The sequence below is a fragment of the Kitasatospora sp. NPDC059722 genome (assembly GCF_042733235.1).
Lineage (GTDB): Bacteria > Actinomycetota > Actinomycetes > Streptomycetales > Streptomycetaceae > Kitasatospora.
Genome location: NZ_JBHWGD010000038.1, coordinates 6725 through 27959, shown reverse-complemented (window position 1 = coordinate 27959; position 21235 = coordinate 6725). Strand labels below are relative to the sequence as shown.

Sequence of the window (21235 nt, the reverse complement as noted above, 5' to 3'; positions counted from 1 at the left end):
GGAGCACCTTGACGGCCCCGCGGACACCTTGACGGTCACATGCCACCGCCGGAAGGATGCGCGGACCGTCCACCCGGCCCGCGGGCACCACGCCGTGGGCCGCCCGACCCGAGCCCCGAGGACACCCGTTGGCCGTCCGCCCCCTGCTCCGCCGCGCCGCCCGCTTACTCGGCGCCGCCGTCCTGACCCTCACCGCGGCCGTCACCGCCGCCGGCCCCGCGCACGCCGACTTCGGCTCCGGCTACCACGACCCGTACACCGCCGAGAAGCCGCTCACCCGGCCCGACACCCGCTCGTGCACCGTCGAGGTCATGCACGAGCGCGAGTTCCGCAACGGCTACGGCAACCCGCCGGACACCCCGTACGACGCCGCCCTCACCCCGCCCGCCGACTGCGCCGGGCCGTGGTCCGCCGTCGTGCTGGACCTCCACGGCCAGGTCGCCGGGCGGCAGTTCGACCGGATCTTCAGCGTGCGGATCGGCGGCGTCCAGGTGCTGCTGTCCTCCACCCCGGAACCGTCGAAGGACGGCATCCGCTGGAACGTCGAGCACGACGTGACCCGCTACGCGCCGCTGTTCGCCGGCGGCCCGCAGCCGTTCAGCTTCGACCTCGCCAACGTCACGGACGCCACCTACACCGGCGTCTACACGATCTCGGCGAGCCTCACCTTCTACACCACCTCGGACCGCTGGCCCGCCCCGCACACCGCGGACCGGCTCCTCACCACCGGCCCGTTCTCGCTCACGCAGGCCACCCCCACCGCCACCCGGGACGTCACCTTCCCGCAGAACCTCGAACGCCTCACCGCCGAGGTCTACACCCGCGGCGGCGGCGCCTGCGAGGAGTTCGCGTACGCCTCCGCGCCCGACGCCTTCGTCAGCGCCAACCCGGGCCTCGGCGCGTGCGGCAAGGGCCCGTTCCGCGAACTGCGGCTCACCGTGGACGGCCGGGTCGCCGGCGCGGTCTGGCCCTACCCGGTGATCTACACCGGCGGCTGGGACCCGCTGCTGTGGCGGCCCGTCCCGAGCATCTTCGCCTTCGACCTGCCCGCCTACCGGATCGACCTCACCCCGTACGTCGGCCTGCTCCTCGACGGCCGCCCGCACAGCGTCGGGATCACCGTCAACGCCGCCGAGGCGCAGAGCAACGACGCCTGGACCGGCCAGGTCAACCTCTTCGCCGACACCGACCACGGCACCGACCGCACCACCGGACAGCTCACCGACTACCGCGTCGCCCCCGAGGCCGCCGTCACCACCACCCTCGCCGACCACGACGGAGGCAGCGGCAGCGGCAGCGGCGACTGGACGGTCGGCGCCGGGCGCCACGACCTCGCGCGCGGCTGGGTGCAGACCTCGCACGGGCGCGTCACCACCGAGGTCCGCGACGACCTCTCCTTCGGCTCGGCCCAGCAACTGCGCGACGGCGGCAACGACGTGACCCTGCACAACGGCACCGACCTCACCCGCTCCACCGCCACCTGGGGCGGCGGCCCGCACCGAACCACCACCGTCCACGAGTCCGAACCGCTCGACGTCACCTACCGCCTCACCCGCGACGCGGCCGGCAACACCGACCAGGTGACCTCGATGGACCTCGGCTACCACCGCGCCGCCACCGCGGCCACCGGCGGCCACGTCACCTCGGTCGCCACCGTCGACCACACGCTGCGTCCGACCGCCCACCGCCACGACGGCGACCGCACCGTCCGCACCGGAGGCAGCACCGAGGACTACCGCAGCACCGGGCCCGACGGGCCGTACCGGCGGACGATCACCACGGTGGACGGCTGGCCCGTGTCGTAGCGGTCACCCGCCGCGAAAATCGTCCCAATTCGGGCGGAAAAACCCTGGTGCACGGCGCCGGGGAAGCGCATGATGAGAGATGGACCTGCGAGGTAGACGAGGAAGTTCGACCGCAGGAGGCAGTGGCGACAGATCGAGACGGATCAGGGTCTGCCGCTGTGAACTACCTCGGTCGACGATCGAACAACCCACGGCCGGAGGACGCGATGTCCGGAGGCCCCTCCGCCTCGCAGGTTCCGCGCGTCCACGGAGCAGCCCCTCGGCTCCGTGGACCGCTCTTTCACGCCTTCTGCCGACTTCACCCCTGACGACTCACACCTGCCGAGTTCACCCCTGCCGGCTCACCCCTGCCGGCTCACTCCTGCTGACTCACCCCTGCCGGCTCACTCCTGCCGACCGGGCACAGCGAACCCCATCTCCCAGGCGTGCACCGCGATGCCCACCCGGTTCCGCACCCCCAGCTTCCGCTGGATGCTGGCCACGTGCGTCTTCACCGTCCCGGCCGAGATGAACAGCTCCGCGGCGATGTCCGCGTTCGTCCGCCCCGCCGCGACCTGCCCGGCGATCTCCACCTCGCGCTCCGTCAGCGCCACCACCGGCGCCGGACGGCCGGCACCCCGGCGCGGCGCCGTCACGTGCCTGAGCAGCCGCACGGTGACCGACGGACTGATCAGGCTCTCGCCCCCGGCCGCCGCCCGCACCGCCTCCGCGAGCAGCGCCGGCCCCGAGCGCTTCAGCAGGAACCCCGACGCGCCGAACTGCAGCGCCGGATACACGTATTCGTCCAGGTCGAAGGTGGTCAGCACCACGACGTGCACGGACCCCGCGAGCCGCCGGGTCACCTCCAGCCCGTCTATGCGCGGCATCCGGACGTCCACCAGCGCCACGTCCGGCCGCAGCCGCGCGGCCAGCTCGACGGCCGCGACCCCGTCCGCCGCCTCCCCCACGACCTCGATGTCCGGCTGCGCCTCCAGGATCCGCCGCACCCCGCGCCGGACCGCCTCCTGATCGTCCGCGATCAGCGTCCGGATGAGCCGCTCCCCCGGAGCCCCGTTCGTACTCGTCACGCCCGGCAGTCTCCCACGCGGGTGCCGTTGCCGGACGGGCCGGAGTGTTCACGCCGGAAACCCGGCGCGGTTCACCTGCGGACCGTCAGGCTGGCGGGCATGAACGCATCCAGTGGACGTCCCCCCGTCAGCAGGCGCGGTCTCCTGGCCGGCGCCACCGGCCTCGGACTCGGCGGCGCCGTGTCCCTCTCCGGCGTCGCGGCGACACCGGCCGCCGCCTCCCCACTGCTGTGGGAACGGCCGGACCGCTCCGGTGCGCCGCGCGTCGCGGGCCTGCACCTCCAGTTCGGCGCGGACGCCTCGCGGGAGGTCGTGGTGTCCTGGCACACCACCGCGTCCGTCGCCAACCCCAGGGTGATGTACGGCACTTCGCACGGCGGCTTCGGCCGCAGCGAGGACGCGTCGACCACCACCTACCGCGACGCCCAGTCCGGCACCGAGGTCCAGGTGCACCACGCCCGGCTGAGCGGCCTGCGCCCCGACACGGACTACGTGTACGCGGCCGTCCACGACGGCGCCACCCCGGAGCTCGGCACCGTGCGCACCGCGCCGCGCGGCCGGGCCGCCTTCACCTTCACCAGCTTCGGCGACCAGGGCACCCCCACCCTCGGCAAGCAGACCGCGAACGGCTGGGCCAACGACAACCTCGGCAGCCTCGCCGCCGGCGACACCACCGCCGGGGTCGAGCGCGTCGCGCCGCTGTTCCACCTGGTCAACGGCGACCTCTGCTACGCCAACCTGGCCACCGACCGCGTCCGCACGTGGTCCGACTGGTTCGAGAACAACTCCCGCTCCGCTCGCCACCGCCCCTGGATGCCGGCGGCCGGCAACCACGAGAACGAGAAGGGCAACGGCCCGATCGGCTACGGCGCCTACCAGGCCTACTTCGACCTGCCGTCCTCCGGCTCCGACGACGAACTACGCGGCCTCTGGTACGCGTTCACGGCGGGCGCGGTGCGCGTCATCAGCCTCAACAACGACGACGTCGCCTACCAGGACGCCGGCAACTCCTACGTCCACGGCTACTCCGGCGGCGCCCAGCAGCGCTGGCTGGAACGCGAGTTGGCCGCCGCCGACGCCGACCCGGAGATCGACTGGATCGTCGTCTGCATGCACCAGGTGGTGATCTCCACCGCCGACAAGTTCAACGGCGCCGACCTCGGCATCCGCGAATCCTGGGTACCGCTGTTCGACCGGTACGGCGTCGACCTCGTCGTCTGCGGCCACGAGCACCACTACGAGCGCTCCCACCCGATCCGCGGCCAGCAGCCCACCGACACCCGCACGCCGATCCCGGTCGCGACCGACACCGGGACGATCGACACCACCCGGGGCACCGTCCACATGGTCATCGGCGGCGGCGGCACCTCCGCCCCCTCGAACCACCTGTTCTTCAGCCCGGCCAAGGCCCGCGTCATCACCGGCGTCGGCGCGGTCGACCCCGCCACCGGCAAGCGCCCGCCGGTGTACGTGATCGAGGACGCGCCGTGGTCCGCCTTCCGCGACGCCGACAACCCGTACGGCTTCGCGGCGTTCGAGGTCGACCCGGGCGAACGCGGCGGCGACACCAGCATCAACGTCACCTACTACTCCGTCAGCGGCCCGTACGGCGACCTCGTCCCCGTCGACCGCTTCACGCTCACCCGCCCGCGCGGCTCCCGCGGCGGCGGGCGCGAGCTCTGACGGAGCGGGGGCGGGGGCGGGGCCGGACGGATGACGGCGAACAGATAACAGATGACAACTTTCAACATCTGTTATCTGTCATCTGTTTTCTGTTCGCCGTTCGCCGGCCGCCATCCCCTCCCGCGCCCAGCACACGCCTCGCTACCGCCCCGGCAGCGTGCACACGACGCGCCAGCCACCCACTCCGTGCGGCCCGGCCATGAGCGTCCCGCCGTGGGCGGCGACCCGCGCCGTGAGACCGACCAGGCCCGTGCCGCCCGCGCCGGGGCGGCGGCGCAGCAGCCTGCGGCCCCGCCGCACAGGAGAACCGCCGTCGTTCGTCACGGAAACCTCGACCTCCGTCCCCACCGCGCCACTCACCCGAACGACCACCGCACCCGCCCCCGGAGCGTGTCGGCGGACGTTCGTCAGCGCCTCCAGCACGACGGCGTACACGGTGGCCCCGGCCTCGGCTGCCAACAGGGCATCCGGGTCCGGCGGCAGGTGGACAGTGGCGCGCGTGCCCCCGGCCGAGTCGAAGCGCGCGACCAGTTCGGGCAGGTCGGCCGGCCCGAACCGGCGCGCTTCCCGGACGGCCTCGCCGGACTGCGGGTCACGCAGCGCACCGACCATCTCGTCCATCGAGTCGAGCGCCCGCAGGCCCGCCTCCTCCAGGCGCCGCAACAGGGCCGCCGTCTCCTCCCCGTCCTGCGGCCCGAGTTGGCCCGCCTGCGCCTCCAGCACGATCCCGGTGATCTCGTGGGCGACGAAGTCGTGGAGCCCGCGGGCGACTTCGAGCCGCTGCTCGCGGCGCGCCCGGTCGACGGCGCGTTCCCGCCGGGCGTCCAGCACGCGCAGGTAGAGGGAGGCCCCGGCCACCCCGAGGGCAGGCAGCAGCGCCAGCAGGAGCGCGATCAGCGACCCCGCCCAACTGCCGTGCGGCATCCGCAGGGTGAAGCGCAGTGGCAGGAGCGCAGCTGCGCACCCGACCGCCACGCCGACCACGCCGACCCACCGCCCGGGCACCCGTCGCACGACCCGGAACAGCACCGCGAGCAGCGCGAGCCACTCGAACGGCAGCCAGAACGCGGGCAGCCGGTACGGCCCGGAGTACCCGACGTCGAGCAGCAGTGACAGGCCTGCCACGGCCCCCGCACCGGCCGCGAGCGCGATCCGCCCAGCAGGCCACGAAAGCAGCGCGGCCACCGTCACCACCGCCGCCATCACGGCGACGAGCAACGCCGCCCCGTGCTCGCCCGGGTGCGCCAGCACGACGGGCAGCAGCAAAGCCACCCCGGCCATCAGCGCCGGCACACGACGGAACCGGCCGACGCCGGACGGGAGATCGGTACGCACACACGCGAGCCTACGGGCAGCTCTCCCGGGGGATGCCGGGGGATTCGGCCTCCTCCTCCCGATGGAGGCAACTCCACTCCACAGCGGGAGGTTTGGCAGACCCGCACCGAGCAGAGTGGTTCCCGACGCACCTGCCACCGCGTCCCACCCACACACGACCCGCCCACACGCAACCCGCCCACAGGAGGACGGACCATGAACCGCCGCCTCGCCACCGCCGCAGCCGCCTTCTGCCTCCTGGCCGCGACGATCACCGCCGCCGCGCCCGCGAGCGCCACCGCCGGCACGCCCTCCGACACCCACTCCGACGACTTCGGGCCGGTCAGCGTCCACGGCGCCGCCGGGACCGTCCTGACCACCACGTTCACCGGCTTCGAGGGCGACGCCGTGCGGATCGAGGTGGACGCCCACGCCGACGTCAACACCGACCCCCGCACCACCCGCGGGCACTTCCACGTCACCCACGTCCACACCGACGGCCGGCTGGTCGCCGACTTCTCGGGCGACATCACCTGCCTGGGCGTCGGCGGCCGGGAGGCGATCGCGACCGGCGTGGTGACCAGCGGCGAGGCGCCGTGGTTCCCGGGCCGGACGCCGGTGGGCGCGAAGGTGGCGCTCACCGTGCAGGGGAACGGGCGGCACGCGGGCCGGGTCGGCTGGGTGTGGGGCATGTTCGGCGCGCCGGTGTCCGACTGCCAGGGCACGGTAGCGTTCCTCCCCACCACCAGCGGCGGCTTCACCGTGCGGGGCTGAGCCCGCCGGGCCGCCCGACCGAGCTCGGAGGCCCGCCCGATGACCGCCCGCACCACCCCGTCCGGCGACCGGCACGGCGAACGTGCCACACACCCCGTACGTGCCACACACCCCGTACGTGCCGAGCGCGCCGCACGCGCCGAACACCCCGAACCCTCCGAACCCTCCGAACCCTCCGAACCCTCCGACCAGGGCGCGGGGTTCACCGGCCACGCAGGGGATGGCCGGTGAACCCCGCGCCCGCCGCCGACCTCCGCCGGCTCGCCGCCGTCGGCCCGTACTTCGCCCTCGGCACGGCCACCTCCGCCGACGACACCCCGCCGCCGGGCTACCGGCCGCTGCGGGAGCTGTACGACGGCGGACCGGACGGACCGCTGGCGGCGCGGGTGCAAGTCGTGGCGCGGCGGCTCGGCACCACCGAGCTCCGGGTCGCCGCGTCGATCCTGCACCTGGGCCTGGCCGCGCGGTTCTGGTCGGTCGGCGTGGGCGCGGCCGTCCTGCTCGGGGCGGTGCCGTCACTGGAGGAAGCGTGGATGCGGATCCCCGACCAGGGCCCGATGGACCTGTGGACGCCACAGCGGACACCGCAGGGCCCGTCTGCCACCGGGACGCTCCCGCAGCAAATCCACGACGCCATCGTCGACGGCCAGTTGGAGCCCCTCGCCGCCGCCGTCCGCGCCGTCGTCCCGCTCTCCGCCCGACTGCTGGTCGGCAATTCCGCGTCCGCCCTCGCCGGCACTCTGCGCGTCCTGGACGGTCACGCCCCGGACGCCGCCCGCACGTTGGTCGCCGAGCTGCTGGACCAGCCGCCACTCGCCGGGTCGGGCACACTCCGCACGGGCCCGCACGGCACGGCGTTCCAGCGCCGCAGCTGCTGCCTGTACTACCGCGTGGGCCCGGGCGCCGGCGTGTGCGGGGACTGCTGCTTCACCCGCCCGCCGTCCGCCAAGAGACCCTGAGTCGATAGCGGCCACGGCGACGAGAACGCAGCAGCCCACACCCGGCTTGTCCAGGGCCGGGCGCGGGCCGTCGATCCCCCGCCCGGTGCCGATGCCCTGACACCGGGCGAAGTCCTCATCCGTCCGCGGTCAGACCGCGACCGCCTCCTCCATCTCCTCCTCGGCCTCGACGTCCGCCTCCTCACCCCGCGCAGCCTCCAGGGGACGGCGCCCGCGCCGCTCGTACAGGGCCGCGGCCACCATGGCCGCCCCACCGAGCAGGAGCCACACCACCAGCGTCAGAACGTGCCCGCCCAGGCCGGCCCCGCCGTCGAAGTAGAGGATGCTGCGCGCCCCCTCCAGGAAGCCGGCGCCGGTCCAGAAGCCGTGCAGGGTGCCGAAGAAGGCGTTCTGCAGCTCGGGGCGGTAGATGCCGCCGGAGGTCGTGAAGTTGAGCATCACGAACAGGACCATCATCGTGAGCGTGGTCCACTTCTTCAGGAAGGTGTGCAGACCGATGCCGATGAAGACCACGCCCGCCGAGTAGAGCCAGCCGAGCCCCCACACCGCCGCCGCGTCGTGGTCGACGACGTGGAACACCGGGCCTGCGGTGACGATCCCGATCACGCTCACGACGAGCGAGACCGCGAGGCCGACGAGCGCCCGGATCCGCATGCCCAGCGCCGCGCCTGCCGCGCCGATCACGGCGACGCTCGCGTACGAGCCGATGCTCAGCGCGACCAGGAGGAAGAACAGTCCCTGGCCGGTCGGGTCGCCCTTGGCGGGTGTCGTGAGGTCGGTGACGTGCAGCGGGACGCCCTGCCGGTCGGTGACTCCGGTGAAGACCGCCGTGGCGGCGACGACCGAGGTGTCCGAGTTGCCCTTGGCGACGATCAGTTCGGGGCTGCGGGCGTCCGGCACGAACGCGCCGACCAGGTCGCGGTCCTTGAGCTGCTGCTCGGCGGCGGCGCGGTCGGGCAGCGTGCGGACGTCGAGGGCGTCCCCGGCCTTCGCGCGGATCGCCTGCGCGAGGCCCTGCGCCTGCGGGGTGGTGCCGACGACGGCGACCTTGAGGTGGTGCGGTTCGGGCTGGTGGAAGGCGCCCTGGTAGGCGAGCGCCATGCCGAGGCACATCAGCAGCGGGGTGATCAGGTGGACGGCGAGGTGCTTGAGCGAGTGCCCCAGGGCGGGCGCTGCGGCGGGGTTCCGGGGTGTGCTGCTCATGGCGTTCGTACCGTCCTCCGATGACGCGGTGACACTGTGCTATGTGAAGAGATAAGTGGCACATACAACCAATGAAGGTGGTAAATGCAACCATCTATGGATGTAGCTTACAACTATCCGAGGTCGATCGGAAGCGGGCCCCGAAGCACCCGGACTCACACCAGTTCGAACACCCCGTACCCGAACCCGTCCGCCCGCAGCTCCCCGTCCACGACCCGCACGCCCTGGGCGTCCAGCGCCCGGACTGCCTCCCCCAGCGGCACCGCACCGGGCTCCCGCCGCGGATTGACGGCCACCAGGTACCGCCCCGACCGCGTGTACACCAGCGGGTACCCGGCACACCGCACGTCCACCCCGCCCGACGCACCCAGCCCCGGGTGCGCCCGCCGCAACGCGATCAGCCGCCGGACGGTGTGCAGCAGCGAGGTCGGGTCGGCGCGCTGGGTGAGCACGTCCGGCCGGTGCGGGTCCGGGTCGACGGGCAGGTAGAGCCGCTCGGGTGCGGCGGCGGAGAAGCCGGCCGTCGGGCCGGGCGTCCACTGCATCGGGGTGCGCGAGCCGGCCCGGTTGTAGCGCGGGCCGAGCACGCTGCCCTCGGTGTCGGGCAGGCCCGGCACGTACCGCATGCCGATCTCGTCGCCGTAGTAGACGGCGGGCAGGGTCGGCCAGGTGAGCAGGAACGCGAAGGCGGCGGGCAGTTCCTCGGCGGTGCGCGGACCGGTCGCAAGGCGGGAGAAGTCGTGGTTGGCGGTGGGCAGCACGATGTGGCCGCTGTCCTCGGTGAGCTCGGCGGCCGAGCGCCACGCGTCGAGGAAGACCTGCGGCGTGCCGCGGCCGTCGGCCTCGAAGTAGCACGCGTCCTGGTGCCAGAACTCCTCGACCGTGCCGCCGTTGTTGTTCCAGAGGGATCGCAGCGGGAGGCCGCGGTCGGCGCCGCCGAAGTGGAGGAAGAAGTCGGCGTGGAAGCCGGCCGAGAGGGCGGCGGCCGGGTCGCCCCACTCGGCGAACAGGGCGGCCTGCGGGTGGGTGCGGTCGAGCCAGTCGCGCAGGCCGGTCCAGAGCTTCCCGGTCTCGGTCCGGTCCGGGTCGTCCTTGACGAGCGAGTACGCCATGTCGACGCGGAAGCCCGCCACGCCGAGGCCGAGCCAGTGGGACATGATGTCGCGCAGCGCCGCCCGGTTGGCGCGCGGCCCGTCCGCGTCCACCGGCTGGCGCCAGGGTTCGTCGGAACTCGGGCGCGCATAACCGAAGTTGAGAGCGGGCTGGCAGTCGAAGAAGTTCGGCCGGTAGAAGCCGGGACGGCTGCCGGGCGAGGCGACGAAGCCGTCCGTCTGCCGGTCGGACCAGATGTAGCGATGGTCGGCCGGGTCGTCGACGGCGGCCAGGAACCAGGGGTGGCGGTCGGAGGTGTGGCCGGCGACCAGGTCGAACAGTATCCGGATGCCCTTGCGGCGGGCGGCCTCGACCAGGGCGACCAGGCCGTCGGTGCTGCCGTAGCGCGGGGCGGGGGTGAAGTAGTCGGTGATGTCGTAGCCGGCGTCGCGGAACGGCGAGGCGAAGCAGGGGTTGAGCCAGACCGTGTCGACGCCGAGCCAGGAGAGGTGGTCGAGGTGCTCGGCGATGCCGCCGAAGTCGCCGATGCCGTCGCCGTCGGAGTCGGCGAAGCTCTGGGGGTAGATCTGGTAGAGGACGGCGTCGGCCAGCCAGTCGGGGCCGGGGCGGGTCGAGGTCATGGGCTGGGTCCTCCTGCCGGGTCCGGGGCCGGGTCCCCCGATTCTCGCGCAATCCCGCCCGCCCCGACAGTGCGCCGCACCAGCGCGCCGACCTCGCGACCGGGACCCCGGCGGCGAGCCCACCGCGCGCCCCGCCCTACCGTCCGCAGGCCTGCGTGAACGCCCGGGCCCGGCGCGTGATCTCCGCCCAGTCCCCCGCCGCGACGGCGTCCGGCGGCACCACGTCCGTGCCCGCGCAGACCGCGAACGCACCGTGGGCGAGGAACGCGGCGGCGTTGCCCGCGTTCACCCCGCCCGAGGCGACCAGCGGGACGTCCGGGTACGGGCCGAGCAGGTCCTTGAAGTAGCCGGGCCCGAACGCCTTCGCCGGGAAGATCTTGACGGCCGCCGCGCCCAGGTCGACCGCGTGGGCCACCTCGGTCGGGGTGAGCGCGCCGAGCACCACCGGCACCCCGGCGGCGTGCGCGGCGGCGGCCACCTCGGGCCGGCAGCCGGGGGTGACGAGGAACGACGCCCCGGCCGCGACCCCGCGTTCGGCCTGCTCCGCGGTCAGGACGGTCCCCACTCCGACCCGCCACCCGGCCTTGGAGGCGGCGGACAGGCACTCCGTCACATTCGGTGTGGTGTACGTGAATTCGGTCCAGGTGATGCCACCGTCGGCGAGCGCGGCGCACAGCGCGGCGGCATCCGGGATCCGCGGCGCGCGGACCACGGCGAGGACCCGGTCGTCGCTCAGAGCGGAGAGGGGGGAAGGCGCGGGGGAGGTCACAGGGCTCGGGCTCCTCGATCGGTGCGGCGCAGGGCCCGCCCGGGCCTGGCGCCCGTGGTGCGGCCCTGCCGGACGACGGCGGTGCCGTTGACGTAGACGTGCTCGATGCCTTCGGCGGGCAGCCGGGGCTGCTCGAAGGTGGCGGCGTCGCGGACCCGCTCGGGGTCGAAGAGCACCAGGTCCGCGTGGTAGCCGGGCGCGATCCGGCCGCGCCGGTGCAGCCCGAGCCTGGCGGCGGGCCGCCCGGTCATCCGGGCCACCGCCTCCTCCAGTGTGAGCACGCCCAACTCCCGGCCGTAGTGGCCGAGGTAGCGCGGGAACGTGCCCCAGGCTCGCGGGTGCGGACGGGCGCCGACCAGCAACCCGTCGCTGCCCGCGGTGTGCGCGGGGTGGCGCATGATCGCCCGGACGTTCTCCTCGTGGCCGACGTGCTGGAGGATCGTCGTGGCCAGTTCGTCCCGCCGCAACAGGTCGAGGAAGACGTCCGTGCCGCCGCTCCCCCGTTCGGCGGCGAGATCGGCGACCGTCCGGCCGACCGCGTCCGCCAGTTCGGCCGAGCGGACGCCCGAGACCTGGATCGTCGCCCAGTCCGTGACCACGCCGTGGCAGCCGTCGCTGCCCGTCTCCTCCACCGCGTGCCGGATCCGCTCGCACGCCGCCGGGTCGGCGAGCCGGGCGAGGGTCGCGGCCGGGCCGCCCTCGGTGGCCCAACTCGGCAGCAGGGCCGCCAGGGTGGTGGATCCCGGCAGGTACGGATAGCTGTCCAGGGTGAGGTCCACGCCGTCGGCGAGCGCCGCGTCGACGAGGTCCAGCAGTTCCCCGGCCCGGCCCGCGTTGACGCCGAAGTTCATCGTCGCGTGGGTCAGGTGCAGTCCGCACCCGCTCCGCCGGGAGATCTCCACCATCTCCGCGTACCCCTCCAACGCACCCGCACCGTAGGAACGTTGGTGCGGCGCGTGGAAACCTCCGTAGGCCGCGACCACCGTGCACAGGTCGACCAGCTCGGCGGTGTCCGCGTACATCCCGGGCGTGTAGCTCAGCCCGCTGGACATGCCGACCGCCCCGGCCAGCAGCCCGCGCGCCAACTCCTGGCGCATCCGGTCGAGTTCGAGCGGGGTCGGCGCGCGGTCGGCCCAGCCCATGGCGAGCATGCGCAGCGAGCCGTGCGGGACGAGGTAGCACGCGTTGACGGCGGCCCGGGTGCGGTCGAGGCGGTCCAGGTAGCCGCCGACGTCGCGCCAGTCCCAGTCGAGGTCCGCCGGATCGCCGTTCCAGCCCGCGAGTTGGCGGCGCAGCGCGGGCAGGGTGGTGTCGTCCACCGGGGCGTACGACAGTCCGTCCTGCCCGAGGACCTCGCAGGTGACGCCCTGGGTGACCTTGGCCGGGTGCTCGGGTTCGAGTAGCAGGGCGAGGTCGGAGTGGGCGTGCATGTCGATGAACCCGGGGGCGAGGACGAGCCCGTCGGCGTCCACGACGCGCCCGCCGTCCGGCCCGACCCCGCGCCCGCCGTCCGGCCCGGCCCCGATCCCGGTGATCAGCCCGTCGGCGATCCGGACGTCGGACCGGTAGCGCTCCGCGCCGGTGCCGTCGACGACGGTCGCGCCACGGAAGACGACCGCCCCGCCTGGCTCCCCGCCCTCGCCCTGGTTCATCAGAAGAACGTCCTGACCAGCCCGGTGACCTTGGGCTCGGCCGCGTCCGCGGAGTCCAGCACGGGGATCGCGGTCCACTTGTCGAAGGCGGTGCACGGGTGGGATACGCCGAGGCGCAGCACCGCACCGACGGGTGCGAGGTCGCCGGCGTCCCGCAGGAACGCGTGCTGGTCGTTGAGCGCGGTGATCCGGGCCACTGTGTCGGTCAATCCGGTGCCCCCGCGTACGAGTTGCGGCTCCGGCATGCCCTCGTCGAAGGGCAGGTCGCGCTTTCCGGCGTCCAGCAGGGCGAGTTGCGGTTCGGGCCGGGAGACCACGCGCGCCCAGCCGTGCAGGGCACCCCGGAAGGGAGCGTCCCCGGCGCCCCGGACGAGCGGCGAGATGCCGCGGTAGAAGCCGTCGTCGTGCGCGACGTAGGCGCCCGAGCGCAGCACGGTCAACGCGTCCGGCAGCGCGGCCAACTCCTCGACCACCAGGTCGAAGTAGGCGCTGCCGCCGGCCGAGACGATCGGCGGCGCGTCGTCGGGGTAGGCGCGGGCGAGCCGTCCGTGCAGGTCGGCGAGCGCCTTGAGGTAGCCGCGGACGGTGGCGAGCTTCTCGGCCGTCGCGTCGTGGGCGAGCGCGCCCTCGTACCCGCCGACGCCGGCCAGCCGCAGGGTCGGGGCGCGCAGGACGGCGGCGGCGACCTCGAAGGCCGCGTCGACGCCGCGGGCGCCGGTCCGCCCACCGGGGCCGCCGAGTTCGACGAGCACCTCGACGGGCCGCTCGGCCCCGGCGGCACGCAGCGCCTCGTCCATCAGCTGGACGCTCTCGACGCCGTCCACCCAGGAGACGAAGCCGAACTCCGGGTCGGCGTCGAGTTCACCGGCGAGCCAGCGCAGTCCGACCGGGTCGAGCAGGGTGTTGGCGAGCAGGATCCGCTGGACGCCGAAGGCGCGGGCGACGCGGACCTGGGGCAGGTTGGCGAGGGTGATGCCGTGGCTGCCGGTGTCCAGCTGCGCCTTCCAGAGGGCGGGCGCCATCGTGGTCTTGCCGTGCGGGGCGAGGGCGACGCCCGCCTTGGCGCACCAGTCGGCCATGGTGCGCAGGTTGTGGTCGAGGGCGGCGGCGTCGAGGGTGAGCAGCGGGGTGCCGAGCCCGCTCAGGGTGGGCCCGGTGGCCAGCCAGTCCCGGACGGTACGGCCGTGCCCGTCGGCCGGGACCGCCTTGAACCGCCAGTCCAGCACCTCGTCGGCGAGCGCCGCGACCGCGGCGGCGTCGATGCCGGGACCGGTGCCGGCGCAGGCGAATGCGCCGCGTGCGAAGGTCTGCCCCACTGTCTTCCTCCATCAGCCAGGTTGCAACATGCGCAACGAGGGTTGCACATGCTGGCATCACGGTTCTAGCATCGGCGCCGGACCACGGTCAACGGAACCGCCCCCGGACCACGGTGAGCGGAACCGACCTCAGTCGTCGAAAGCCGTCGAAGGCCGTCGAAAGCCGTCGGAGCCGGTCCGATGCCAGCGCCCCGGGCACAGTCGCAGACGAGGAGCCCAGCAGATGCCGCCACAGGACACCCCGGGCCCGGCGCGCCCCGGCCCGCCGGCCGCCGTCTGCGTGGGCGAGTCGATGGCCGTCCTGCTGCCGGACCGCCCGGGCCCGCTGGAGGCGGTGGACACCTTCCGGCTGTCGGTCGGCGGCGCGGAGTCCAACGTCGCCGGGGCCCTCGCCGCGCTTGGCGTGCCCACCGCGTGGATCAGCCGGGTCGGCGACGACGGCTTCGGCCGCCGCCTGGTCGCCGAGGTGGCCGCCCGCGGGGTCGACGTCTCGGCCGTCGCGGTGGACCCGCACCGGCCGACGGGCCTCTACCTCAAGGAGGTCGGCGGATCCACCGGCCACCACCACGACCTCGGCCCGGGCCGCAGCCGCCTGCACTACCACCGCCGCGGCTCGGCCGCCGCCGCACTCTCCCCCGCCCTGCTGGACGATCCGACGGCCGCCCGCCTGCTGGCCGGCGCCCGGCTGCTGCACCTGTCCGGCATCACGGCCGCACTCTCCGACGACTGCCTCGCCCTCCTGCGCGCCCTGCTCGTCGGCCCACGCCCGAGCCACCCGGACACCCCGACGAACCCGAACAACCCCACGAGCCCGACGCGCCCGACGCGCCCGACGAGCCCGGACGCCCCGAAGACCCCGAACACCCCCACGAGCCCCCGCCGCCTGGTGAGCTTCGACCTCAACTGGCGCCCCGCACTCTGGCGCGACCGCGACCCGGCCGTCCTGCCACCACTGCTCGACGCCGCCGACGTCCTGCTGCTCGGCGCCGACGAGGCCGAGGCCGCGTTCGGCACCGGCGACCCGGCCGTCCTACGGCGCCGATTCCCGTCGCCCGCCACCATCGTCGTCAAGGACGCCGCCCGGGCCGTCACCGCGCTCGGCCGGGACGGCTCCGCCGTCACCGAACCCGCCCTCGCCGTCGAGGTCGTCGAGGCGACCGGCGCGGGCGACGCCTTCGCGGCCGGCTACCTCGCCGGCACGCTCCGCGGCCTGGACCAGCGCCGCCGGCTGCGCCTCGGCCACCTGAGCGCGGCCTGCGCGCTCACCACCCACGGCGACCAGGCCGAGCTGCCGCCCGCGCCCGTCGTCGCCGCCCTGCTCGACGCCGCCCCCGCCGCCTGGGCCGCCACCCGCGTCACGGCGAGCGCCATCAGCAGCCCCGCGCTCGGCTCCCGGGCGAGCCGGACCGCACCGGACCGGACCACCCCGGACCCGACCACCCCGGACCGGAGCCGGACCACCCCGAGCGGAGCCCGATGAGCCAGACCGTCAGCCGCGCCCTGCGCATCCTCGCCGAGCTCGGCGAGGGCGAGCGCTCCCTCGACCAGCTGGCCGAGGTGCTCGGCGTGCACAAGACGACCGTGCTGCGCCTGCTCCAGAGCCTCGAAGCGGAACGGTTCGTCTACCGCGACGCCGGCTACCGCTACCACCTGGGCGCCGGCCTGTTCGCCCTGTCCGGCCTCGCCCTGGAGCAGCGCGGCATCCGCCGCATCGCCGCCCCGCACCTGGCCGAGCTGAACGCCGCCACCGGCCAGACCGTCCACCTGGCCGCGTACGAGGGCGGTGAGGTCGTCTACATCGACAAGTTCGACTCCCGCCACCCGGTCAGGATGTACTCCCGGATCGGCCTGCGCGCCGCGCTGCACAGCGCCGCCGTCTCCAAGGTGCTGCTGGCGGACCTGCCGCTGCCCGAGCGGCGCCGGGTCGTGGCGGGCGTCGACTTCACCCCGCACACGGCCAACACCCTCACGTCGCCCGAGGCGCTGCTCGCCGAGCTGGAGCGGGTGGCCGCACAGGGCTGGGCGCAGGACCACGCGGAGCACGAGGCCTTCATCAACTGCGTGGCCGCACCGGTCCGGGACGCGAGCGGCCGGGTCGTCGCCGCCGCGTCGATCTCGGTGCCGGACGTCCTCCTCTCGTACGAGCAAGTGCTGGACCTGCTACCGCAGTTGCTCGCCACCACCCGCGCCATCTCGGCCGACTGCGGCCGACCGGAACAGATCTGACACTTCGTCAAAATGATGAGCAGAGGATGAGCATGAGCGACAAGACCGAGATCCGCACCGACGGCGCACCCGCCCCGGCCTGGCTGTTCTCCCAGGGCGTGCGCAAGGGCCCGATCCTCCAGGTCTCCGGCCAGGGCCCGCAGGACCCCGCCACCGGCGAGTACCTGTACCACGGGGACGTGAAGGCGCAGACCCGGCGGACGCTGGAGAACGTCAAGGCGATCATGGAGGCCGGCGGGGCGAGCATCGAGGACGTCGTGATGTTCCGCGTCTACCTCGCCAAGCGCGCCGACTTCGCGCCGATGAACGAGGTCTACGGCGAGTTCATCGCGGAGAACATCAAGCCCGGCGGCGTGAAGCCCTGCCGCACCACGATCTTCGTCGAGCTGCCGCAGGAGCCGATGCTGGTCGAGATCGACGCACAGGCCGTCGTCTCCTGACGCGCCGCGGAAGAAGTGGCCGCCAGCCGGGGCCCGGACGCTTCACGCGGTCCGGGCCCGCCGCTTGCCACCGGCGCCCGCCACCCTTAGGTTAGGCTCACCTAACTAACAGGAGGTCCGCATGGCCACCGCGCGCCAGCACCCCGCCGACGAGGCCGCCGAGCCCACCACCGCCGAGCGGGTCCACAGCCTGCTCACGGCCACCGCGTCGCTCACCGTCCGCGCCCTCGGCGAGCACCACGACCTCGCCAGCCCGGTGGCGGTCCACGGCTCCCGGCTCCGGCTGCGCGCGCCCATCGACGCCCCGCTGACCCTCGCCGCCGTCGACGCGCCCGACGGCCTCGCCGTCGTCCTCGACGTCACCGATGTCTCCCCCGTCGCCGTCCGCGACCGGGTCCGCGGCCGCCTCTCCCTCGCCGGCCGACTGCGCCTGGCGCACCTCGCCGACGACGGCCTCAGCGTCCACCTGCGCGTCGACACCGCCCACGCCGTCCTGTCCACCCCGTACGGCACCGGCGCCGTCACCGCCGCCGAACTCGCCCTCGTCACCGCGGACCCGCTCGCCCGCACCGAGGCCGGCCTGCTCACCCACCTCGCCGACGACCACGCCGACGCGCTCGCCGTCCTCACCCGGCTGCTCGACCCCGCACTCCTCGCCGGCCGCCCCGCCGTGCGCCCGCTCGCCCTCGACCGCTACGGCCTGGTGCTGCGCCTGGACCACCCGCACGGCCACCGCGACGTCCGCCTGGTCTTCCCCGAACCGGCCACCGACACCGAGGACTTCGGCCACCGCATGCACGACCTGCTGGCCGCCGCCCAGCACGCGCTGCCCGTCCACCGCACCTGAGAACCGTCAACCCCAAAGAGACCTGACGGACCGTCAATCACGTTCCGCCGCATCCTCCAACACGATCCGCCCCATCCGCGCGTAGAGCTCCGGCCGCCGCCACCGCATGACGAGCGCCAGCACGATCCCGCCTGCGAAGGCGCCGATCACAAGGTACGGGATCAACCGGAACAGGAGCGTCCCGGCGGCCGCGCCCGCCGCGGTGCCCCGGTTCACCACCAGCAGCGCGACCACCCCCGCCATCGCCACCCCGCCCGCCACCGGCGCCGTCAGCGTCCGGAACCAGTGCCTGGTCTCCGGGTGCCTCCCCAGCACGTGGAAGTACCCGACCACGGCGAACGAGCAGAGCGTCTGCACGATCAGGATCGCCATCGTCCCCAGCAGCGCCAGCAGCGTGTACAGGTGCAGGTACGGATCCATACCGGCCGCCAGGAAGGCGAGCACCAGCCCCGCCGCGATCCCCGACTGCACCACCGAGGCGACGTGCGGCGAACCGTGCCGCGGGTGCGTGCGCCCGAGCGCCGGGTGCAGGAAGCGCTCCCGCCCGATCGCGTACAGGTACCGCGCCGCGCACTGGTGGAAGGCCATCGCGCACGCGAACGACCCGGTGACGACCAGCCATTGGAACACCCGCACCGCCCACGCCCCGAGGTGCGCGCCCAGAGGGTCGAAGAACAGGCTGTTCCCGTCCTTGCCCGGCACCGCACCGCTCGCCACCGCGACCGCGTGCTCCACCCCGTTGCCGGACACGATCATCCAGGACACGAACACGTAGAACAGCCCGACCCCGACCACCGACGCCAGCGTCGCCCGCGGCACCACCCGCTTCGGATCGCGCGACTCCTCCCCGTACATCGCCGTCGACTCGAACCCCACCCACGACGTGAACGCGAAGAACAGCCCGAGCCCGGCCGCCGCGGCGCCCGAACCCCCCACCCCCTTCAGCGCGTTCAGCGGATTCACCACCTCGCCGACGATCCCGTCCGGCCCGCCGCCGGCCGCCAGCACCGCGAGCGACACCGCCCCCAGCACCCCGACCTCCAGCACCAGCGCCACCCCGAGCACCCGCGCGGTCAGGTGCAGGTCGAACCAGGCCATCACCCCGATCACCAGCAGCCCGGCCGCCGCGTACCACCCCCACCCGAGGTCCACGCCCAGCTGCGCCCGCACCAGCCCACGCAGCGCGTACGCGAAGAAGCCGACGACGGAGGCCTCGAAGGCGACGTACGCGAGCAGCGCGAGCAGCCCGGCCGCCATCCCCACCACGCGTCCGAGCCCGTGCGAGACGTACCCGTAGAACGCACCGGCCGCGGTGATGTGCCGGGCCATCGCCACGTACCCGACCGAGAACACGGTGAGCACGAGCGTCGCCACCACGTACGCGGCGGGCGCGTCGGCCCCGTTGCCCTGCCCGACGACGATGGGCAGGTTCCCGGTCATCGCGGTGATCGGAGCGGCGGTGGCGACCGCCATGAACACCACCCCCACGAGCCCCACCGACCCCGGCTTCAGCCGGTCGACCCCACGCTCCACCGCCCGCCCGCCGCTCTGGACCGCCATCCGCCCGCCTCCGCCCACCGCACCCGACCACCGCACCCGACCACCGCACCCGACCGGCGCCATCGCAGCACGCCGAAGGCCCGCACGCCGAACAAATCGTCAACGAACGACCATTCCGGCCACTCCACCGGACGCAGTCTTGATCTCCACGTCAGCCGGCTCTCATCGCCGTCTCACGGTCGCGGTGGATCGTGGCCCGACGATGGACGAACACCCGGGGGAATGGGAGCCATGACGGCAGAGGACAAGGAAAGACCGGGTAGGGAGAGACCGGGCACGGCCCACTGGTTCGGCCGGATGACGCTCCGCGGCCGGCTCGCACTCTTCACCGCGGCCGCGGTCTCGCTGGCGGTCGTGGCCTGCGCGGTGGCCGGCTGGTTCGTCGCGCGCGACGAGATGGTCAACCAGGTCGACCAGACGCTGTCGCACGCGTGGATGCCGGGCGACCGGCCGCCGAGCGGCGCGCAGATCAAGGCGCTGAACGACTGGTGCAACGGCGCGGCCGGGCAGCCCTGGATGCCCAGGGGGGACACCGTCCCCACGGTGATCGTCGCCGACGGCACCTCCTGTCCGCAGAAGGACCCCCGCGCCGTGGTCGCCACCCCGGACGACCTGCCCGTCGCGCAGAGCGGGAGCAGCGGCCCGCACGCTGCCTCGCTGTTCCGCGACGGCCACACCGTCGACGGCACCCCGGTGCGGGTCTACGTGGTCAGCTTCGGTCCGGTGATATTCGACAACGCCGCCTCCACCGCCGCCGTGGCGCTCGCCCAGCCGCTCGAACCGGTGCAGGACGCGCTCACCGAACTCGCCCTGATCACCGCCGGCGCCGCGGCCGTCGTCATCGCGCTCGCCGCCGCGGGCGCCCTGTGGATCGCCCGCACCGCCCTGCGCCCGGTCGACCGCCTCACCCGCGCGGCCCAGCACATCGCCCGCACCCAGGAGCCGGGCGTGACGATCGAGGTCTCCGGCCACGACGAGATCGCCCGCTTCGGCGAGGCCTTCAACGCGATGAGCACCGCCCTCGCCGGTTCGCTGGACAGCCAGGCCCGGCTGATCGCCGACGCCGGCCACGAACTGCGCACCCCGCTGGCCTCCATGCGCACCAACGTCGACCTGCTCATCCGCAGCCAGGAGTCCGGCCGCCCGCTGCCCGAGGCGACGCTCACCCGGATCCTCGGCCACATGAAGGCGCAGATGACGGAACTCTCCACCCTCATCGGCGACCTGCTCGAACTGTCCCGGCCCGCCGACGCCCGCGGCGCGAAGCCGCTGCCCGTCGTCGCCCTGCACGACATCGCCGCCCGGGCCGTCGAACGGGCCGAACTGCGCGGCCCCGGCCTGGTGTTCGGCGCCGACCTGACGCCCTGGTACGTACGCGCCGATCCGCACGCGCTGGAGCGCGCCGTGATCAACCTGCTGGACAACGCGGTGAAGTTCAGCCCGCCCGGCGGCCGGATCGGCGTCTCGCTGGCGGACGGCGAACTCGCCGTCCGCGACGAGGGCCCCGGCATCGCCGCCGAGGACCTCCCGCACGTCTTCGACCGCTTCTGGCGCTCCCCGTCCGCCCGCCAACTGCCGGGATCCGGCCTGGGGCTGGCGATCGTCGCCCGCACGGTCCGCGCGGCCGGCGGCGAGGTCGCGCTCGCACCGGCCGGCCCGGACGGCGGCACCGTCGCGACCGTCCGGCTGCCGGGCGCGGCCACACCGCCGCCGGAGACGCCCCCGCCGGCCGGCGCTGACCGGAGCTGAGGCCCGCGACGAGAACGGGGGGCGGGAAAACAGCGACCGGCCCGGGGCCCCCCGCGTGGACGTGGGGCGGGCGGAGAAAAACCACAACAACCGCGCCAACCCAACCAACAAGAATAAAAAGTGGTGGCAGCTGGCAAA

Annotated in this window: 17 protein-coding genes; 9 read left to right on the top strand and 8 right to left on the bottom strand. The window is 74.0% G+C overall.

The window, feature by feature from the left end:
• Positions 1–128: 128 nt before the first annotated feature.
• Entirely contained in the window at positions 129–1805 is a 1677-nt protein-coding gene (locus tag ACFV4F_RS23550; RefSeq protein WP_380505195.1) for a peptide-N4-asparagine amidase, read from the top strand.
• 383 nt (positions 1806–2188) lie between these two features.
• On the opposite strand, the gene ACFV4F_RS23545 is transcribed toward ACFV4F_RS23550, so the two are convergent.
• Positions 2189–2872 (bottom strand): response regulator, encoded by a 684-nt coding sequence (locus ACFV4F_RS23545; protein WP_380505192.1) that lies wholly within the window; start codon positions 2870–2872, stop codon positions 2189–2191.
• A 99-nt stretch (positions 2873–2971) separates the two neighbouring features.
• Here ACFV4F_RS23545 and ACFV4F_RS23540 point away from each other — a divergent pair, with 99 nt between their 5' ends.
• Complete coding sequence (locus ACFV4F_RS23540; protein ID WP_380444913.1) at positions 2972–4555, top strand: purple acid phosphatase family protein; 1584 nt, start codon at positions 2972–2974, stop codon at positions 4553–4555.
• Between the two features lie 141 nt (positions 4556–4696).
• On the opposite strand, the gene ACFV4F_RS23535 is transcribed toward ACFV4F_RS23540, so the two are convergent.
• Positions 4697–5890, bottom strand: a complete 1194-nt coding sequence (locus ACFV4F_RS23535; RefSeq protein WP_380505190.1) for a sensor histidine kinase — start codon at positions 5888–5890, stop codon at positions 4697–4699.
• Positions 5891–6085: 195 nt separating this feature from the next.
• On the opposite strand from ACFV4F_RS23535, the gene ACFV4F_RS23530 reads away from it, so the two are divergent.
• Both ACFV4F_RS23530 and ACFV4F_RS23525 read left to right on the top strand, forming a co-directional pair.
• Positions 6086–6643 (top strand): hypothetical protein, encoded by a 558-nt coding sequence (locus tag ACFV4F_RS23530; protein ID WP_380505187.1) that lies wholly within the window; start codon positions 6086–6088, stop codon positions 6641–6643.
• 227 nt (positions 6644–6870) lie between these two features.
• On the top strand, positions 6871–7602 hold the full coding sequence (locus ACFV4F_RS23525; protein WP_380505184.1) for a (2Fe-2S)-binding protein: 732 nt from the start codon (positions 6871–6873) through the stop codon (positions 7600–7602).
• Positions 7603–7731: 129 nt separating this feature from the next.
• Here the strand turns inward: ACFV4F_RS23525 and ACFV4F_RS23520 are convergent, their stop codons facing one another.
• From ACFV4F_RS23520 to ACFV4F_RS23500, 5 genes are all read right to left on the bottom strand, one after another.
• Positions 7732–8805 carry a hypothetical protein gene (locus ACFV4F_RS23520; protein ID WP_380505181.1) on the bottom strand — a complete coding sequence of 358 codons (1074 nt, stop codon included), beginning with the start codon at positions 8803–8805 and terminating at the stop codon, positions 7732–7734.
• A 155-nt stretch (positions 8806–8960) separates the two neighbouring features.
• Positions 8961–10538, bottom strand: a complete 1578-nt coding sequence (locus ACFV4F_RS23515; protein ID WP_380505178.1) for an alpha-amylase family glycosyl hydrolase — start codon at positions 10536–10538, stop codon at positions 8961–8963.
• Between the two features lie 136 nt (positions 10539–10674).
• A complete protein-coding gene (locus tag ACFV4F_RS23510) occupies positions 10675–11307 on the bottom strand; it encodes a bifunctional 4-hydroxy-2-oxoglutarate aldolase/2-dehydro-3-deoxy-phosphogluconate aldolase (protein ID WP_380505175.1) in 633 nt (210 codons plus the stop codon).
• Complete coding sequence (locus ACFV4F_RS23505) at positions 11304–12959, bottom strand: amidohydrolase family protein (RefSeq protein WP_380505172.1); 1656 nt, start codon at positions 12957–12959, stop codon at positions 11304–11306. Before ACFV4F_RS23505 ends, ACFV4F_RS23510 begins: the two co-directional genes overlap by 4 nt.
• A complete protein-coding gene (locus ACFV4F_RS23500) occupies positions 12959–14275 on the bottom strand; it encodes an alanine racemase (protein ID WP_380505169.1) in 1317 nt (438 codons plus the stop codon). The genes ACFV4F_RS23505 and ACFV4F_RS23500 overlap by 1 nt, the downstream gene beginning before the upstream one ends.
• A gap of 223 nt (positions 14276–14498) precedes the next feature.
• On the opposite strand from ACFV4F_RS23500, the gene ACFV4F_RS23495 reads away from it, so the two are divergent.
• From ACFV4F_RS23495 to ACFV4F_RS23480, 4 genes are all read left to right on the top strand, one after another.
• On the top strand, positions 14499–15755 hold the full coding sequence (locus ACFV4F_RS23495) for a sugar kinase (protein ID WP_380505166.1): 1257 nt from the start codon (positions 14499–14501) through the stop codon (positions 15753–15755).
• On the top strand, positions 15752–16501 hold the full coding sequence (locus tag ACFV4F_RS23490) for an IclR family transcriptional regulator (RefSeq protein ID WP_380444903.1): 750 nt from the start codon (positions 15752–15754) through the stop codon (positions 16499–16501). Before ACFV4F_RS23495 ends, ACFV4F_RS23490 begins: the two co-directional genes overlap by 4 nt.
• Positions 16502–16533: 32 nt before the next feature.
• The gene (locus tag ACFV4F_RS23485) at positions 16534–16941 is read left to right on the top strand and encodes a RidA family protein (protein WP_380505163.1); all 408 of its coding nucleotides are present in this window, start codon (positions 16534–16536) and stop codon (positions 16939–16941) included.
• Between the two features lie 121 nt (positions 16942–17062).
• Entirely contained in the window at positions 17063–17788 is a 726-nt protein-coding gene (locus ACFV4F_RS23480; RefSeq protein WP_380444901.1) for a DUF2470 domain-containing protein, read from the top strand.
• A 33-nt stretch (positions 17789–17821) separates the two neighbouring features.
• Here ACFV4F_RS23480 and ACFV4F_RS23475 read toward each other — a convergent pair whose 3' ends face one another.
• Positions 17822–19348 (bottom strand): APC family permease, encoded by a 1527-nt coding sequence (locus tag ACFV4F_RS23475; RefSeq protein WP_380505160.1) that lies wholly within the window; start codon positions 19346–19348, stop codon positions 17822–17824.
• A gap of 297 nt (positions 19349–19645) precedes the next feature.
• Here ACFV4F_RS23475 and ACFV4F_RS23470 point away from each other — a divergent pair, with 297 nt between their 5' ends.
• The gene (locus ACFV4F_RS23470) at positions 19646–21097 is read left to right on the top strand and encodes a sensor histidine kinase (protein WP_380505157.1); all 1452 of its coding nucleotides are present in this window, start codon (positions 19646–19648) and stop codon (positions 21095–21097) included.
• Positions 21098–21235: the final 138 nt, after the last annotated feature.

Coding starts and splice junctions, on each gene's coding strand:
- ACFV4F_RS23480 (WP_380444901.1), top strand. CDS start 17,063: ATGGCCACCGCGCGCCAGCACCCCGCCGACGAGGCCGCCGAGCCCACC.
- ACFV4F_RS23505 (WP_380505172.1), bottom strand. CDS start 12,959: ATGAACCAGGGCGAGGGCGGGGAGCCAGGCGGGGCGGTCGTCTTCCGT.
- ACFV4F_RS23475 (WP_380505160.1), bottom strand. CDS start 19,348: ATGGCGGTCCAGAGCGGCGGGCGGGCGGTGGAGCGTGGGGTCGACCGG.
- ACFV4F_RS23520 (WP_380505181.1), bottom strand. CDS start 8,805: ATGAGCAGCACACCCCGGAACCCCGCCGCAGCGCCCGCCCTGGGGCAC.
- ACFV4F_RS23470 (WP_380505157.1), top strand. CDS start 19,646: ATGACGCTCCGCGGCCGGCTCGCACTCTTCACCGCGGCCGCGGTCTCG.
- ACFV4F_RS23490 (WP_380444903.1), top strand. CDS start 15,752: ATGAGCCAGACCGTCAGCCGCGCCCTGCGCATCCTCGCCGAGCTCGGC.
- ACFV4F_RS23540 (WP_380444913.1), top strand. CDS start 2,972: ATGAACGCATCCAGTGGACGTCCCCCCGTCAGCAGGCGCGGTCTCCTG.
- ACFV4F_RS23530 (WP_380505187.1), top strand. CDS start 6,086: ATGAACCGCCGCCTCGCCACCGCCGCAGCCGCCTTCTGCCTCCTGGCC.
- ACFV4F_RS23485 (WP_380505163.1), top strand. CDS start 16,534: ATGAGCGACAAGACCGAGATCCGCACCGACGGCGCACCCGCCCCGGCC.
- ACFV4F_RS23515 (WP_380505178.1), bottom strand. CDS start 10,538: ATGACCTCGACCCGCCCCGGCCCCGACTGGCTGGCCGACGCCGTCCTC.
- ACFV4F_RS23495 (WP_380505166.1), top strand. CDS start 14,499: ATGCCGCCACAGGACACCCCGGGCCCGGCGCGCCCCGGCCCGCCGGCC.